Source organism: Yoonia sp., assembly GCF_030731595.1.
GTDB lineage: Bacteria > Pseudomonadota > Alphaproteobacteria > Rhodobacterales > Rhodobacteraceae > Yoonia.
Genome location: NZ_JANQTS010000099.1, coordinates 1 through 12,486 on the forward strand (window position 1 = coordinate 1; position 12,486 = coordinate 12,486).

At 58.4% G+C, this 12,486-nt stretch carries 16 protein-coding genes; 4 read left to right on the forward strand and 12 right to left on the reverse strand.

Annotated elements, in window-relative coordinates:
* The 6 genes from NWQ23_RS11860 to pgk all read right to left on the reverse strand — a co-directional run.
* On the reverse strand, positions 1-518 hold a 518-nt coding region (locus NWQ23_RS11860; RefSeq protein ID WP_306166574.1), incomplete at its 3' end, for a biotin/lipoyl-containing protein.
* A gap of 14 nt (positions 519-532) precedes the next feature.
* Positions 533-979 carry a hypothetical protein gene (locus NWQ23_RS11865; RefSeq protein ID WP_306166575.1) on the reverse strand — a complete coding sequence of 149 codons (447 nt, stop codon included), beginning with the start codon at positions 977-979 and terminating at the stop codon, positions 533-535.
* Positions 979-1,983 (reverse strand): pyruvate dehydrogenase (acetyl-transferring) E1 component subunit alpha, encoded by a 1,005-nt coding sequence (gene pdhA, locus NWQ23_RS11870; protein WP_306166576.1) that lies wholly within the window; start codon positions 1,981-1,983, stop codon positions 979-981. The genes NWQ23_RS11865 and pdhA overlap by 1 nt, the downstream gene beginning before the upstream one ends.
* Before the next feature lie 123 nt (positions 1,984-2,106).
* A complete protein-coding gene (locus NWQ23_RS11875; RefSeq protein ID WP_306166577.1) occupies positions 2,107-2,406 on the reverse strand; it encodes a septum formation initiator family protein in 300 nt (99 codons plus the stop codon).
* A gap of 116 nt (positions 2,407-2,522) precedes the next feature.
* Positions 2,523-3,452 carry a class I fructose-bisphosphate aldolase gene (locus tag NWQ23_RS11880; RefSeq protein WP_306166578.1) on the reverse strand — a complete coding sequence of 310 codons (930 nt, stop codon included), beginning with the start codon at positions 3,450-3,452 and terminating at the stop codon, positions 2,523-2,525.
* 202 nt (positions 3,453-3,654) lie between these two features.
* Complete coding sequence (pgk, locus tag NWQ23_RS11885) at positions 3,655-4,833, reverse strand: phosphoglycerate kinase (RefSeq protein ID WP_306166579.1); 1,179 nt, start codon at positions 4,831-4,833, stop codon at positions 3,655-3,657.
* A gap of 129 nt (positions 4,834-4,962) precedes the next feature.
* On the opposite strand from pgk, the gene NWQ23_RS11890 reads away from it, so the two are divergent.
* The 3 genes from NWQ23_RS11890 to NWQ23_RS11900 all read left to right on the forward strand — a co-directional run bounded on the left by NWQ23_RS11890 (position 4,963) and on the right by NWQ23_RS11900 (position 7,061).
* Positions 4,963-5,469 (forward strand): peptidylprolyl isomerase, encoded by a 507-nt coding sequence (locus NWQ23_RS11890; RefSeq protein ID WP_306166580.1) that lies wholly within the window; start codon positions 4,963-4,965, stop codon positions 5,467-5,469.
* On the forward strand, positions 5,462-6,007 hold the full coding sequence (locus tag NWQ23_RS11895; protein WP_306166581.1) for a peptidylprolyl isomerase: 546 nt from the start codon (positions 5,462-5,464) through the stop codon (positions 6,005-6,007). Before NWQ23_RS11890 ends, NWQ23_RS11895 begins: the two co-directional genes overlap by 8 nt.
* Positions 6,008-6,161: 154 nt before the next feature.
* Positions 6,162-7,061 carry a DMT family transporter gene (locus tag NWQ23_RS11900; RefSeq protein ID WP_306166582.1) on the forward strand — a complete coding sequence of 300 codons (900 nt, stop codon included), beginning with the start codon at positions 6,162-6,164 and terminating at the stop codon, positions 7,059-7,061.
* On the opposite strand, the gene NWQ23_RS11905 is transcribed toward NWQ23_RS11900, so the two are convergent.
* The 4 genes from NWQ23_RS11905 to NWQ23_RS11920 all read right to left on the reverse strand — a co-directional run bounded on the left by NWQ23_RS11905 (position 7,036) and on the right by NWQ23_RS11920 (position 10,814).
* A complete protein-coding gene (locus NWQ23_RS11905; protein ID WP_306166583.1) occupies positions 7,036-8,451 on the reverse strand; it encodes a YdiU family protein in 1,416 nt (471 codons plus the stop codon). The two genes, NWQ23_RS11900 and NWQ23_RS11905, sit on opposite strands and share 26 nt — an antisense overlap.
* Positions 8,451-9,392, reverse strand: coding sequence for a nucleoside hydrolase (locus NWQ23_RS11910; RefSeq protein ID WP_306166584.1), 942 nt, complete (start codon positions 9,390-9,392; stop codon positions 8,451-8,453). The genes NWQ23_RS11905 and NWQ23_RS11910 overlap by 1 nt, the downstream gene beginning before the upstream one ends.
* Positions 9,393-9,453: 61 nt before the next feature.
* A complete protein-coding gene (locus NWQ23_RS11915) occupies positions 9,454-9,663 on the reverse strand; it encodes a hypothetical protein (protein WP_306166585.1) in 210 nt (69 codons plus the stop codon).
* On the reverse strand, positions 9,663-10,814 hold the full coding sequence (locus tag NWQ23_RS11920; protein ID WP_306166586.1) for an aromatic ring-hydroxylating dioxygenase subunit alpha: 1,152 nt from the start codon (positions 10,812-10,814) through the stop codon (positions 9,663-9,665). Before NWQ23_RS11920 ends, NWQ23_RS11915 begins: the two co-directional genes overlap by 1 nt.
* Before the next feature lie 331 nt (positions 10,815-11,145).
* Between NWQ23_RS11920 and NWQ23_RS11925 the strand changes: the two genes are divergently transcribed.
* A complete protein-coding gene (locus tag NWQ23_RS11925) occupies positions 11,146-11,388 on the forward strand; it encodes a hypothetical protein (RefSeq protein WP_306166587.1) in 243 nt (80 codons plus the stop codon).
* A gap of 49 nt (positions 11,389-11,437) precedes the next feature.
* On the opposite strand, the gene NWQ23_RS11930 is transcribed toward NWQ23_RS11925, so the two are convergent.
* Together NWQ23_RS11930 and ilvN are read right to left on the reverse strand one after the other, a co-directional pair.
* On the reverse strand, positions 11,438-11,905 hold the full coding sequence (locus tag NWQ23_RS11930; protein ID WP_306166588.1) for an SRPBCC family protein: 468 nt from the start codon (positions 11,903-11,905) through the stop codon (positions 11,438-11,440).
* Positions 11,906-11,920: 15 nt separating this feature from the next.
* Positions 11,921-12,486 (reverse strand): acetolactate synthase small subunit (gene ilvN / locus NWQ23_RS11935; protein WP_306166589.1); only part of this gene is annotated, 566 nt, incomplete at its 5' end.

Here is a 12,486-nt window from a genome sequence, read left to right on the forward strand (position 1 = left end):
AAACCTTGGCTGATCTTATAGGCGCCCTGATACTCGGCCACCTCTTCACCCATCAGAAACACGTCTTCGTCGCGGCGCATTTCCTCGGCCATTGCATCGCGCAGGGCCTCGCGGACAGTCGTTTTCCTCAGCTCCACATCGGCGGGCCAATCGGGTGATGTATCCGCAACCGGTGCGGCGGGTGCTGCGACGGCGGGGGCCTTCATGGGGGCAGCTTCGGCGGCGGGGGCCTCTGTCGCGGCTGCGGGTGCGGCACCGGCGGCCGGGACATCTTCGCCTTCTTCCACAAGGATCGCGATGGGCGTATTCACTTTCACACCTTCGGTGCCTGCGGCAATCAGGATCTTGCCCATCACCCCTTCATCGACGGCTTCGAATTCCATCGTGGCCTTGTCGGTTTCGATCTCGGCCAGAATGTCACCAGAGGAGACAGTATCACCCTCTTTGACCAGCCATTTGGCCAATGTGCCTTCTTCCATCGTTGGCGACAGGGCCGGCATGAGTATTTCAGTTGCCATGGTTCAATTTACCCTCATAGGTTTGCTGCAACAGCAGCTTCAGCTGGGACGCCGACGACAAATGCATAAAGCAGCGCCAGCAAGATATAGACGACATACTGCAGGATGATCACAACGAGCCATTTCCAGGCTTCGATCCATTCCATCCTTGGCCCCGGGGCAATAAATTTCAGGCACATCACCTGAAAGATCAACCCGGCGACCAAGATCAGCCCTGACTGCAGCGGAGGCATTGTCTCCATCGCAACATCGGTGAGCAAGCCAAACGATGCATAAGCCGCGGTAGAAAAGAAATACGAAACGATCAACGCAAGCAGAACAAGCAGATATGACACCTGCCTGAAAAAGACTGTCCCCATCAGTACTTTGAGGACAAGCGCTGGTATCAATGACGCCAGCGCACAAGCAAACAACAAAGAGACCAATCCTGCAGGAGAGATAATATCTGCAAAATCGATCATCAGTTCACTGCCGTTTCCGCATAGATATCGGTCCAAAGCTCTTCAAGCGCGGGCTCGGGGCTTTCCTTCGAAAACTCTGCGGCCTCGTTCACGATGGCTTTGATTTCCTTGTCGATGGCCTTGAGATCATCGTCGGTGGCGTGTTTGCCCGTTAGCAGCATATCGCGGATCTGTTCGATCGGATCACGCTCGTCGCGCATTTTCTGCACTTCCTCGCGGGTCCGGTACTTGGCCGGGTCCGACATGGAGTGACCGCGATAGCGATAGGTCTTCACTTCCAGAATATATGGTCCTTTGCCCGCACGGCAGTGCGCCACGGCCCGTTCGCCCGCTTCTTTGACGGCCAGCACATTCATGCCGTCCACTTCTTCACCGGGAATGCCATAGGCCGCACCACGTTGCCAAAGAGAAGGGGATTTGGTGGAGCGTTGCACCGAGGTGCCCATCGCATATTGGTTGTTCTCGATCACAAAGACGACCGGCAGCATCCAAAGCTCGGCCATGTTATAGGTCTCATAGACCTGACCCTGGTTTGCGGCACCGTCACCGAAGTAGGTAAAGGTCACGCGGCCATTGCCCTTGTATTTGTCAGCAAAGGCCAGACCGGCACCCAATGGCACCTGTGCAGCAACAATACCGTGTCCACCATAGAAATGTTTCTCTTTCGAGAACATATGCATGGAGCCGCCTTTGCCCTTTGAAAACCCGCCTTCGCGGCCTGTCAGCTCTGCCATGATCCCTTTGGGGTCCATGCCACAGGCCAGCATATGGCCGTGGTCGCGGTAGGATGTGACGCGCTTGTCGCCTTCTTCGGCGGCGGCCTCAAGGCCCACAACAACCGCTTCCTGACCGATGTAGAGGTGGCAGAAACCGCCAATCAGGCCCATGCCGTATAACTGGCCCGCCTTTTCCTCAAATCGCCGTATCAGCAGCATTTCACGGTAATGTCCCAGCAGTTCCTCGGCTGAGACGTTGGGTTTCGCGGCGGCCTTCTTGGGCGGCATGTGCTATCCTCCAGCGATTTGGTATATAGTTTAGTATTAAACTATCTTTTAAACCATGCGCCGAAAAATTGCGAGAGTCAAAGTGACCCTTCGTCAAGCGGTGCAGGAATAGCAGCCTTGCGCCTAGCGGATAACGATTTCATCCGCACGGATCATGCCCAGCACGTCGCGTGCCTGCTGGTCCAGCAGGTCCAGATCAAGGAAATTGTCCGACAGACGCACGGTCAGGTTTTCCATCCGCGCCACTTCGGTCTGCAAGGCAGCCAGTTCAACAGCCAGCGCATCACCCTCGGCCTTGACCTCGATCCGCTTGAACAGGCCATAGTCCCCTTGCACGGCGGCAAAGGTGAAATAGAGCCCCAGCATGATCATGCCAAGAAAGTAGAAGAGGGCGCCAAGTTGCAGGCGGCTGCGTCGGATCATTACTCTGCCTCACATGTCGCCTCTGCCGGGCGACTAAGGCAGAGAATCGCATAAACGAATCACAAAGGGAATCCCCTTTTTGACCCCAAAGTGCTTTATTTTGGCACGATCAGCGATCAATCCCTGCCGCGATAAATCTCGACCAGTTTGCCCAGCATCGCAAGCGCATCCGCCCGGTCACGCTGGAAGGAATTGCGGCCAATGATGGACCCGTTGCCGCCACCGTCGCGGATCGCGCGCGCGTCGTCATAGACCGCATCGGCGCCCTTGGCGGCTCCACCCGAAAAGACCATCAGACGACGGCCGTCAAAGGCGCTCTGCACGCAGTGGCGGACACGGGCGGCCTGTGTGGCGATATCGATACCTTGGGCCTGATAGACCTTCTTGGCCTCGCCAAGGCTCAGGTGATCGGTGCTGAGTTTGATCTTGATGATGTGGGCACCCAGCAATGCTGCAATCTGGGCGGCATAGGCGGCGATATCAATCGCGGTCTCCCCGTCCTTGTCCAGCGCTTCACCGCGCGGATAGGACCAGATCACCGTCGCAATGCCTTTGGCGGCCGCTTCCTTGCGCATCTCGGCGATGTCACCGAACATGTTCAACGCCGCAGAGGACCCCGGATAGACTGTAAACCCGATCGCCGAACAGCCAAGCCGCAGTGCATCATCAACCGAGGCTGTAATCGCTTGTGTCTTGGGTGCGGCATCGGGGATCAATGAATTGGCCGAGTTCACCTTCAGGATCGTCGGAATCTGGCCCGCAAATGTATCGGCACCCGCCTCGATCATGCCCAAGGGGGCAGCATAGGCATTCAGGCCCGCGTCAATCGCCAGTTGGAAATGGTAATGCGGGTCATAGGCGGCAGGGTTGGGCGCAAAGGACCGCGCGGGGCCATGCTCGAAGCCCTGATCGACAGGCAGGATGATCATCTTGCCCGTGCCGCCCAGTTTGCCGGTCATCATGATGCGGGCAAGATTTGCCTTCACACCGGGGGTCTCGCCTTCGTAATTGGCCAGAATTTTCTGAACGATCTTGGTGGTTTTCATGGCAGGCCCCTTTGCAGTTCGGCGGATTTACCAGACCGATACGAGCAGCCGATGCCACTTGCAAATGTGTTAGCGCAACCGGACCCGATGTTATCGCAAACACCTGACTTATAGGTCAATCAGGCGCTCTTCTCCATCTTCTTTTGTTCCAAAATACCTCGGGGGGCCGCCCTAGGGCGGCGGGGGCAGCGCCCCCTCCACACTAGCCTTCGAGTGCGGCAACCCCCGGCAAGGTCTTGCCTTCCATCCATTCCAGAAACGCACCGCCCGCAGTCGAGATATAGGTGAAATCATCCGCAACACCCGCTTGGTTCAAGGCCGCGACCGTGTCACCGCCGCCGGCCACTGAAATCAACTTGCCCGCCTTGGAAAGCGCGGCCGCTTTGGCCGCGGCGGCATTGGTGGCCGCATCAAAGGGTGCAATCTCGAAGGCACCCAGCGGGCCGTTCCAGACCAGTGTCTTGGCTTTTTCCAAGACGTCATTGATATAGGCCACCGTGGCAGGCCCCGCATCAAGGATCATCGCATCGGCGGGGCAGGCATCCGGCGCCAGCGTTTCACTTGCAGCACCTGCCTTGAATGCGCGGGCCACAACGATGTCGCGGGGCAGGATGATCTCGCAGCCTGCGGCCTTGGCTTTGTCCAGAATATCGCGGGCGGTGTCGGCCAGATCATGTTCACAAAGCGATTTGCCCACATCAATTCCTTGTGCGGCCAGAAATGTATTGGCCATGCCGCCGCCGATCACCAGATGATCGACCTTGGTGACAAGATTGCCCAGAAGGTCCAGCTTGGTCGAGACTTTCGCGCCGCCAACCACGGCAACAACAGGGCGTTCGGGGGTGCCAAGCGCCTTTTCCAAAGCGCCCAGTTCTTCAGCCATCAACCGACCGGCACAAGATGGCAGCAGATGCGCAACCGCTTCGGTGCTGGCATGGGCACGGTGGGCGGCGGAAAACGCATCGTTGACGTAGATATCACCAAGGCTCGCCAGACGCGCAGCAAAGCCCGCGTCGTTTTTTTCCTCACCCGGATTGAAGCGCAGGTTTTCCAGCAGCAAAACCTCGTCTTCTTCCATCTCGGCCACAGCATCAGCGTAATCCGAATTCACCCAAGTGACCGTCAAACCAAGGACATCAGCGACAGCACCCGCAATATGCTCGAGCGACATCTCTGGCACGACCTGCCCCTTGGGGCGACCAAAATGCGCCATCAGAATGACCTTGCCGCCGTGTTCCTGGATATAATCCACCGTTGGGATGATCCGCGCGATCCGGGTGGTATCCGTCACCACACCATCCTCGACCGGTACGTTGATATCCACACGGACCAGGGCGCGTTTGCCCGCAAAATCCATATCGTCGAGTGTTTTCCAAGTCATGAGATGCTCCTAGCGGGCTGCGTTTACATGCCTAGTTGCGGCAATGTGTTGCGCGCGTCAACCAGACCGGGTTGGCAATTGTCCATTTGGGCCATATGTCAGTCCCGAATGATTTTTAAGGAGCGCCCCATGGCCGAGATCAAAGACCCCGAAAACACGATCATCATGACCCTCAAAGGCGGAGACGTGGTTATCGAACTGCTGCCAAAGGTGGCCCCCGCCCATACAGCACGGATGAAGGAACTGGCGCGCGCCGGTGCCTATGACAACGTCTGCTTTCACCGCGTGATCGACGGTTTCATGGCGCAAACGGGCGATGTGGCCAACGGGAATATGGAAAACAACTTCAACATCGGGCGCGCCGGCACAGGGGCATCCGACCTGCCTGACCTGCCTGCCGAATTTTCCAAGATCCCCCATGCGCGCGGATCACTGGGTGCGGCACGTTCGGCCAATCCAAACTCGGCCAACAGCCAGTTCTTTATCAACTTCAAGGACAATGATTTCCTCAATGGACAGTACACTGTCTATGGCATGGTCATTTCCGGCATGGAGCATGTGGATGCCATCACCCGTGGCGAGCCGCCGATGAACCCTGATCGCATGATCTCTGTAAAAGTCGCCGCAGATGTATAAGACAGCTGCAATTTTCGCGCTGCTGGCGACACCCGCCCTCAGCGCCGGTCTTGAAATTGATGTCGAAGGCGAAGCCAATGGCACCATCGTCATCGAGCTTTTTGAAGAAACAGCGCCGCTCCATGTGGCCCAGATCACCGCAATCGCCGCGGCGGGCAGCTATGACGGCGTCGTGTTTCACCGCGTGATCGACGGCTTCATGGCCCAAACCGGCGATGTCGAAAACGGTGTGATGGGCGGCGATCTGTCCCGCGCGGGCACAGGCGGGTCCGAGTTTGCCGATATTCCGGCGGAATTCTCGGACATCCCTTTCGAGCGTGGCATCATCGGCATGGCACGGGCGCAAAGCCCGAACTCGGCCAATAGCCAGTTCTTCATCATGTTCGAGCCCGGTTATTTCCTGAACGGTCAATACACCGTCGTCGGCCAAGTGACCGAAGGCATGGACATCGTCGACGCGATCAAGCGCGGCACCGGTGCCAACGGCGCGGTGATCGGCAAGCCAGACATGATGGCCGCCGTCCGCGTCACCGAGTAACGCAACCTTCCGCCCCTGCAACCCTGGCAGGGGCGGAGTTGACCGCAGACGGATCTGTGTTTTGCGGATGCAAAAGCCTCCGGCGAGAGTTTCTTCGGACAAAGACAGTCAAAGGCCCATTGACTTTGACCCTTGGTCCACCTGATCTGCGCGGATGGAAAAAAAGTCTCAGATTGATCTGTTCGGCGCGGCAGCCCTCACCGGCTTTGCGCTTTTGCTCGCCTTCAATCAGGTCGTGATCAAAGTCACCAATGGCGGTCTGCAGCCGGTGTTTTTTGCGGGTCTGCGGTCTGCGGGGGCTGTGGTCTGCATCCTGATCTGGATGCGCTGGCGTGGCATACCGCTGCGCTTTGAAAAAGGGACCCGTCTGGCGGGGTTCGCCATCGGAACTGTTTTTGCCTTTGAGTTCCTGTGTTTGTTCGTTGCACTTGATCTGACCGCCGTCAGCCGTGCGAGTGTGATTTTTTATTCCATGCCCGTCTGGCTGGCGCTGATTGCGCATTTTGTCATGCCTGATGACAAGATCACACCGATCAAGGCCACGGGGCTGGCCTTGGCTCTTGGTGGTGTGGCTCTGGCGATCCTGACCCGCGATGACGGTGCGGGCAGCTTCTGGGGCGATCTGGCCGCTTTGGGGGCCGCAGTCGGCTGGGCCGCAGCGGCGATGCTGGCCAAGGCATCATCCCTGTCGCGTGTGCGCCCCGAAATTCAGCTGATCTGGCAGGTCGGGGTATCCGCGCCGATCCTTCTGGTCGCCGCAGTTTTCTTTGGGCCATTGATCCGCGATCTGGCCCCGATCCATATTGCGGGGCTTTTGTTCCAGATCGTCGTGGTAGTAAGCGCGGGCTTCATTTTCTGGCTATGGCTTTTGTCGATCTATCCGGCCTCTGGCGTGGCCTCTTTCAGCTTTCTGTCGCCTGTGCTGACCGTCGGGCTTGGCTGGCTGCTTTTGGGCGAAGAGGTGGGGCCAACACTGATCGCGGCCCTGATTCTGGTCGCCATTGGCATCCTGTTGATCAACCGCCCACCTAGGTCCCGCAGAACGTCCGCGTGACGGCTTCGCCTTTGCTGGGCGCGCGTGCGAAAGGTGCGGTTGCCTCCGTCAACGGCGCATAGGGGGCTGTCACCGCCGCCAGCAAGGTGTGGAACGGGGCCATGTCGCCCGTGCGGCCTGCGGCGATCACCGCTTCGATCTGGTGATTGCGCGGGATGATCTGCGGGTTTGCCTTGCCCATGATCTCTGCCGCATTGGCCGCTTTGCGCAAGTTCCAGCGCATGGCCCATGCATCAAAGCCTGCGCGGTCAAGGAACTGGTCGCGCGCCGTATCCGTACCCAGATGCGCAAATGTATTGCTGAAATCCGCCCCGTCTTTGGCCATCAGATCAAGCAGGTCGGTGATCAGCGCACGGTCATCATCGACAGGCTCCGCGATCCCCAGCTTGGCCCCAAAAACCTTGAGCCATTCGGCGTCGTAAATCACCGGAAACCTGTGCACCGCTGCGGTGAAAGCTTCAATCGCCGCATCCCGATCCGGCATGAGGGGAATCAGCGCGGTCGCGAATTGCGCCATGTTCCACGCGCCAATCCCCGGCTGGTTGGAATAGGCATAGCGCCCGTATTGGTCGATGGCGCTGAACACGGAATCAGGGTGGAAATCGTCGATAAAGGCGCAAGGCCCGTAATCAATCGTCTCGCCCGCGATCGCGACGTTATCGGTATTCATCACCCCATGGATGAACCCAAGGCCCATCCATTTGGCGATCAGGGCAGCGTAGCGCGCGATCACCTGATCCAGCAGTTCTGCGGGACCCGTCGCATCAGGGTAATGCCGCGCGATGACATGATCGGTCAGCGCCGCAAGCGCCGCCATATCACCACGGCTGGCGAAAAACTGGAATGTACCCACGCGGATATGGCTTCGGGCGACGCGCGTGATGACGGCACCGGGCAGGATTTCTTCGCGCAGCACGCGCTCGCCCGTGGTCACGGCCGCCAGCGCGCGGGTTGTTGGCACGCCCAAGGCATGCATCGCCTCGCTGACCAGATATTCCCGCATGACGGGACCAAGCCACGCCCGCCCGTCGCCGCTGCGCGAATAGGGGGTGGGGCCTGCGCCCTTAAGCTGGATATCGCGGCGGATACCGTCGCTGCCCACAACTTCGCCCAGCAGCACCGCACGCCCGTCGCCCAGTTGCGGGTTCCAGTTGCCGAACTGGTGGCCTGCATAGACCTGCGCCAAGGGAGCCGCCCCATCGGGAATATGGTTGCCTGCAAAGACTTGTGCGGCATCCGCGCTGGCCAATTCGGCTGGATCAATCCCGAGAAGTGTCGCCAATTCGGTATTCGTCGCAATGATCTGCGGCGCTTTCACCGGTGTCGGCAATTGCGGTGTGAACATCTGAGACGGCAGCTTGGCATAGGAGTTATCGAAGGGAATACGCATCACAGCCGCGCCAATCGCGCCGCCAGCAGCGCATAAAAGCCAGAGGCGTCGATATCCTTCATGAACATCGCATTGGCGGGGCGGTCAGTCACCCGCCACCAATCGGCAACAGTCATGCCAAGGGTCAATGCGGCTTCGGTTTCGATCTCTACATTGATGAAGCGGCCCGCAAAAAGCTGCGGTTCGATCAGATAGGCAATGGTGCAGGGGTCGTGCAGCGGCGCGCCTTCCGATCCGTATTTTTCCATATCGAAGCGTTCGAAGAAATCAGTCCAAGCGGCGACCATATCGCCGACCTTTGTGTGCATCGACCGGAAAGCGTCGATCCGGTTGCGCGTCGTCAGCGCCTTGTGGGTCACATCAAGCGGCATGACGACCAGCGGCACACCCGCAGCAAAGACGATTTTCGCGGCCTCGGGATCGACATAGATATTGAATTCGGCTGTCGGGGTGATGTTGCCCACCTCGAAATAGGCCCCGCCCATCAACACGATTTCCTGCACGCGCGAAATGATATCGGGGGCACGTTCAAAGGCTGTGGCGATATTGGTCAACGGCCCGATGGGGCAAAGCGTGACCGTGCCGCTGGGTTCGCGGCGCAAGGTTTCAATGATGAAATCAACGGCGTGCTGTTCTTGCAAGGGCATGGTCGGGTCGGCCATCTGCGGCCCGTCAAGCCCGGTCTTGCCATGCACATGCTCTGCGGTGACAAGTTTACGCTTCATCGGGGCATCACAGCCCGCAAAGACCAGCGTGTCAGGCTTGCCTGCCAGTTCACAGACAATCCGCGCGTTCTTTTCGGTCAGATGCAAGGGGACGTTGCCCGCGACCGCCGTGATCCCCAGCACCTCGATATCCTCGGGCGAGGCGAGTGCGAGAAGGATCGCCACCGCGTCATCCTGTCCGGGGTCTGTGTCGATGATGATTTTGCGGGGGGCCATTGTGCGCGTCCTGTCTAGCTTTGTCCCTAAACTGGGCAATCAGGCGGGCAGGGGCAAGGGGTCAGACGCGCCCGTGGACCTTCAAACGGTCATAAAGTGACTTTGTCACGGGATCACCCTTTTCCAGCGCAAAGATATAGGCATGGGTCAGATAGAAACAGGCAGCATCAAGATCGGCCGCCGTATCGGCGGCCTCTGTATAAAGGGCGACCAGCCCCGCCCGATCATCGCGGGCGTGGGCGGCCAACAGGCGGTCTTGCAGGGATGCCATCAGGCGGGCGTATGCGCGGCGATCTTGCTGGCGACCCAATCGTGGAAGCAATGGGTCGGGCCATCCATCGCAGGGCTGAAACGGCCACCGTCGAAACCGGGGGCGTTGCGGCCTTTCTGCATGCCTTCGACGACAAAAATGTCCTCTTCGAACACTTCGCGCCATTGGGCCGTGTTTTTCGCGCGCAGGCTGTCGTCGGTTTCGGGGGCGGCATAGTAGAGATGCACATGCTCGCAGGTTTGCGCCAGCGATTGCGGCTCCAGCACGATGACAAAGGCATGGTCGCGCTGCACGCCCAGCAGGACGTTCGGGTAGACGGTCACGTATTCGCCGCCCGAAAGCCAAACATCGCTGAGACCTGCGAAATCGGGGAAGACCTGCCCGTTGTCGCCCTGAAGCTGGCGATAAACCAATGTGCCCTGGCCCGAGTACTTGCCTTTCTCGTTGATATTATAATGATCCTCCAGCCGCGAATAGCTGTTCAGCCCGGGGTGAACCCAAGGCAGGTGATAGCTTTCACAGTAATTCTCGACCGCGAGTTTCCAGTTGGTCTGGACCTGCAAGGCAAAACGGCTGTCGGCGCCACCGTGATAGAAGGGCTGTTCAAAGATCGACCAGCGGGCGATCAGATCGGCATGGACCTCTTCAAAAGGCGCGGCGTTGCCGTCGATATTGATAAAGACCGTATCGAACCAGATGTGGCTGCGCACTTCGATCAGGCCCAGCAGGTCCTTGTCGATGGCGTCATGGGTGTTGTGGCCGGGGCCGCCCACATGCGGGGTCGAGACCAGATTGCCTTCGGTGGAATAGCACCATGAATGATAGGGGCAGCGGATCGCGCCCTCGATCTTTTTGGGTTCGGCCACAAGGATCATGCCGCGATGGCGGCAGATGTTCTGGAACACGCGCACCTGACCTGCGCGGTCACGGACCAGCAGCAGGGGGATGCCCAGAAATTCCATCGGTTTGGCGTCGCCCACCTCTGGCACATCCGCCGCAACGGCCAACCCCGCCCAGCTTGCGAACAAAACCGCGTGTTTCTCGATCTCGAAGACGTCCTCGTCGATGTAATGGGCATTTGGCAGGCCGTTTGCCGTTTCAATCGGCTGGCGGACCGCATCGAGGGTCTGAGAAGGAATATCTTTGGCCATGTCATCCATCCTTATGTTGATGCCAGAATAGCACGGCAAAACCGCAATCCCGGTGTCTGACCGCGACGGCGATTTTTCTCTCAGCGACATGGGACAGGTGGTTTGGGCCAATCCTTGCCGTTACAGAGCGGTTTGCTCGGACAAGTTTTGCCAGTTGCGGGCGGGGTGCAGAAACTCAGCAGGCTTTGGCGCATCACTTTGACAAAATCCGGCGCAACGGCGCTGCTCTTCTTTTGTTTTGAAGGGGGATATGGCAAGTTGGACAAAGGACGCCCAAGTGTAGTGGCGAAGGCAAACACGCCTTCTTCATGTCCTAACCAGGAGACCGAAAATGACACGTACAACTAAGCTGATTGCACCACTTGCCATACTGACAGTGCTGGCTGTTCCAGCTTTGGCACAAGACGCCGCGATCGATATCAACGGCGACGGCATGTACAGCTTTCCAGAGCTTCAGGCAGTCATGCCCGAGATGTCCGAGGATGATTTCACAGCGCTGGATACATCAGGCGATGGCCTGTTGGACGCGGACGAGATTGCTGCCGGAACAGCGGCAGGTATGCTTCCGGCCTAACCGAATACGCGCACGCCGGATCAGCCCTCTGATCCGGCGTGGCAACGATTCAAGACAGACTTTTGGCGTATGCCTCCAACTGGGTTGCGACTGTGCCCCAGCCGTCGAAAAATCCCATATCCTTGTGCATTTTGCAGGCCTCGGCCGTGCGATGCCGTGCGGTGGCCGTGTAGATCGTGCCGCCCTGTCCGTCATCGGAAAATTCCACAATGGCGGTCATGAACGGGTCTGACGCAGGTTTCCAACCTTCGGTGTAAGTATCTGTAAACACAAGACGTTCACCGTTCACAACGTCAAGATAGACACCTTCGTTGGCGATCTGTTTGCCATCGACGTTCATCACCGTATTGAACCGACCGCCCACGCGCAGATCAATCTCGCAGGCATCGACCCCATTCGGTTTTGGAACAAAAAACTGCTTGATATGCTCTGGCGTCGTCCAGCACGCCCACAGTATCGCGCGCGGCGCGTTGAGGATGCGGGTAAAGGTCAGATCGGTTTCAGGATCAAGGTTCATTCTGGTGGCTTTGCCTTAGTTGACAGTCCCGCGCGCCAGAGCTGCCACACCGGTACGTGCGATTTCCTGCAAGCCGAGTGGCTGCATGAGTTCCGCAAAAGCGTCGATCTTTTCCGATGTGCCTGTGATCTCGAATACGAATGATTCCAAGGTACTATCGACCACACTTGCCCTAAAGATATCCGCCAGACGAATGGCCTCGATCCGGTGTTCACCTGTGCCTTGCACCTTGAACAGCGCGAGTTCGCGTTCCACCGACGGCCCTTCGACGGTCAGGTCGTTGACCTTATGCACATCCACGATCCGGCCCAGCTGCGCCTTGATCTGCACGATAATCTGCGGCGTGCCGGAGGTGACGATGGTGATCCGGCTGCGATGGCCAAGGTGATCCACCTCTGCCACGGTCAGGCTGTCGATGTTGTACCCGCGCCCGGCGAAAAGCCCGATGACACGCGCCAGAACGCCCGGTTCGTTCTCGACCAGAACGGCCAGCGTGTGCCGTTCAACCGTATCCGAATAGGTCGGGCGAAGGTCATAGGCAGAATGGCTGGTAGAGCCTTTTTTGATTTTAAGCGGTGACA